The sequence below is a fragment of the Streptomyces sp. NPDC059524 genome (assembly GCF_042749255.1).
Taxonomy (GTDB): Bacteria; Actinomycetota; Actinomycetes; order Streptomycetales; family Streptomycetaceae; genus Streptomyces; species Streptomyces xanthii.
The window spans coordinates 1-2715 of the sequence record NZ_JBHYTK010000165.1; the positions used below are offsets into that span (position 1 = coordinate 1).

4 protein-coding genes are annotated in these 2715 nt (G+C 72.2%); 2 read left to right on the forward strand and 2 right to left on the reverse strand.

The features are described from left to right. Positions 1-139: 139 nt before the first annotated feature. Positions 140-916, reverse strand: coding sequence for a trans-aconitate 2-methyltransferase (locus tag ACFW9D_RS32215; protein ID WP_188336915.1), 777 nt, complete (start codon positions 914-916; stop codon positions 140-142). 96 nt (positions 917-1012) lie between these two features. On the opposite strand from ACFW9D_RS32215, the gene ACFW9D_RS32220 reads away from it, so the two are divergent. Then, positions 1013-1642, forward strand: a complete 630-nt coding sequence (locus tag ACFW9D_RS32220) for an ABATE domain-containing protein (RefSeq protein WP_188336916.1) — start codon at positions 1013-1015, stop codon at positions 1640-1642. On the opposite strand, the gene sodX is transcribed toward ACFW9D_RS32220, so the two are convergent. Further along, on the reverse strand, positions 1546-1989 hold the full coding sequence (gene sodX, locus ACFW9D_RS32225) for a nickel-type superoxide dismutase maturation protease (protein WP_188336917.1): 444 nt from the start codon (positions 1987-1989) through the stop codon (positions 1546-1548). The genes ACFW9D_RS32220 and sodX overlap by 97 nt on opposite strands. Before the next feature lie 161 nt (positions 1990-2150). Between sodX and sodN the strand changes: the two genes are divergently transcribed. After that, positions 2151-2546, forward strand: a complete 396-nt coding sequence (gene sodN / locus ACFW9D_RS32230; RefSeq protein WP_161304267.1) for a superoxide dismutase, Ni — start codon at positions 2151-2153, stop codon at positions 2544-2546. Positions 2547-2715: the final 169 nt, after the last annotated feature.

Below are 2715 nucleotides of genomic sequence, written 5' to 3' on the forward strand. Positions count from 1 at the left end.
GAGATGCGCACTTCGTGCGCGATCTCCATAGGGGCGGTGCCCCATCGGGGAAATGCGGCGCGAAGCGCCATGCATTTCAGGGGCGCGGGGAACTGCGCGACCAGCCCCCACCGGACCCGCACCCGAAACCCGGCACCCCCTACCGCACCGCCAGGACCAGCGCGTCCGACGGCGACCGCCAGACGGCCCGCGCCTCACCGAAGCCCGCCGAGCGCAGCGCCCCCGCGTGCCAGGCCACCGACGGCATGTCCCCGTCCGCGTGCTCCCCGTAGATCTCGAACCGCCGGGCCGTGGGGCCGGCCAGGACGGGATCGGCCGCGGCCAGGGCCCACCATTCGGCCCAGTCGACCGCGCCCTCGCCCCGGGCCCGGTCCATGCGCGCGTGCCGCGACGCCCGCTCCGCGGCGTTGATCCGCGGCGTCGTCTCGTCGATCATGTGGTCCGCGTTCATGAACACCCCGCCGTCCCGGACGAGCGGGGCCAGTTGGCCATACAGGGCGGCGAGAGGCTCGGAGTGCAGCCAGTGCAGGGCGGTGGCGGTGAGCACGGCGTCGTACGTCGTGTGCGGCAGCGCCTCCGTCCAGCGCGGGTCCTTGAGGTCCGCGGTGACGAAGGAGACCCGCTCGTCCCCCTGGAAGGTGCCGCGGGCGATGGCGAGGAGTGCCGGGTCGAGGTCGACGCCGACGCTGGTCGCGTCCGGGAACCGCTTCAGGAGGCGGTCGGTGATGCTGCCGGTGCCGCAGGCGAGGTCGAGCACGCGGGGCGCGGGCCCCGCGAAGGCCTCGACCATGTCGAGCATCACCCGGAACCGCTCCTCGCGGTCCGGCATGTACCACTCCTGCTGCCGGTCCCAGCTGTCCTGCCAGGCGCGCCAGTCGGTCGTTCCCTCGGCGGCGGTCTCGGTCACGTCGGTCATGAAAGCCCTCCAGGACGAGCGCGTAATACCCTGAAACCTAGAGCGAGCATTACCCTCGCTCGCCCCGACGATAGACGGCCCCGGTAAGGACTACAAGTGGAACTGGCCTATTACTCGGACTACGCGGTGCGTCTCGTGAACAGCGAGGAGCCGGGCCGCGGCAAGGACGAGCTGACCTCGGTCGACGCGGTGCGCGCCCTGTTCGGCGCCAACCAGTCGGCGGCCCGCCGCGCCACCGAGTCCGATCTGACCCGCTTCCGCGGGGTGCGGGCCCGGCTGCGCGCGGTGTTCGAGGCGGCGGACGGCGGCGACGAGACGCTCGCCGTGGACCTGCTGAACTCCCTGCTCCTGGAGTTCCCGGTGAGCCCGCAGATCTCCGGGCACGACCACCGGGACGACGACGGGCGCCCGCTGTGGCACATGCACCTCGCGGACCATCCGTCGAACGCGACGGCGGGCTACGCGGCGATCGCCGCGATGGGCCTCGCCTTCCATCTGACGGAGTACGGCGTGGACCGGCTCGGCCTGTGCGAGGCGGCGCCCTGCCGCAACGCGTACCTGGACACGTCCACGAACCGCTCGCGCCGCTACTGCTCGGACCGCTGCGCGACCCGGGCCAACGTGGCCGCCTACCGGGCCCGCAAGCGCCTGGAGGCCGACCGGTCGCAGCGCACGGGACGCACCGCGGAGAACACCCAGGACAGCACCGCCGTCACCGAGCGCTGACCCTCCCCCTGCTCCCACGGCTTGCGGCGGCGCAGCCGGCCGCGCACCCGGGCGAGCACCAGCTCGTCGGGCACGACTCCGTAGACGGTGCTGTCGCCCCCGGCGCCCGGGTTGTCCCCGAGCACCCACCAGCCGCCGTCGCGGCGTTCGGCGATCCGCTTGACGACCAGCAGGTCCTGCTGGAACGGGTGCCGCAGGACGACGACGTCCCCGGGCCGCACCCGGGCGCCGTGCTGCACCAGCATCCAGTCGCCGGGGTACAGGGTCGGCACCATGGACGGGCCCTCGACCTCAATGATCTGAAACGGCACCTTCGCCTCGCGCACTTCTTCGATCGCCTCGGGCATCAGACAACCTCCCCGGTTCCCGCCGTGCTCCCGTCCCATCCTCCATCAGTCCAAGTCTGGCCCCGGACTTTTGGCCTAAGCCCCCGGGGGCACTCGAGAAAACCCGTCCCGCACGGAGTAATGTCCCACCTGAGAAGACGATCACGAGGAAGGACAGCTACATGCTCTCCCGCCTGTTCGCCCCCAAGGTGAAGGCCAGCGCTCACTGCGACCTCCCCTGCGGCGTGTACGACCCGGCCCAGGCCCGCATCGAGGCCGAGTCGGTCAAGGCCGTCCAGGACAAGATGGCCGCCAACGACGACGCCGCGTTCCAGACGCGCGCCATCGTCATCAAGGAGCAGCGCGCCGAGCTCGCCAAGCACCACGTGTCGGTGCTCTGGAGCGACTACTTCAAGCCCCCGCACTTCGAGAAGTACCCGGAGCTGCACCAGCTGGTGAACGACACCCTCAAGGCCCTCTCGGCCGCGAAGGCTTCGTCGGACCCGGCCACGGGCCAGAAGGCGCTCGACTACATCGCCCAGATCGACAAGATCTTCTGGGAGACCAAGAAGGCCTGATCCCGGCCTGCTTGTTCACGACCCTCGAGCGGTGCACCCTCGCAGGGCCGACGAACGTCTCGAAGGGGGGGGGGGGGCGCCACCCCCCGCCCCCCCGCCGGGCCCGCGCCCGGGCGGCGGGGGGCGGGGGGCGGGCGGGGGGGGGGCGGGGGCGCGGGGGGGGCGCCGG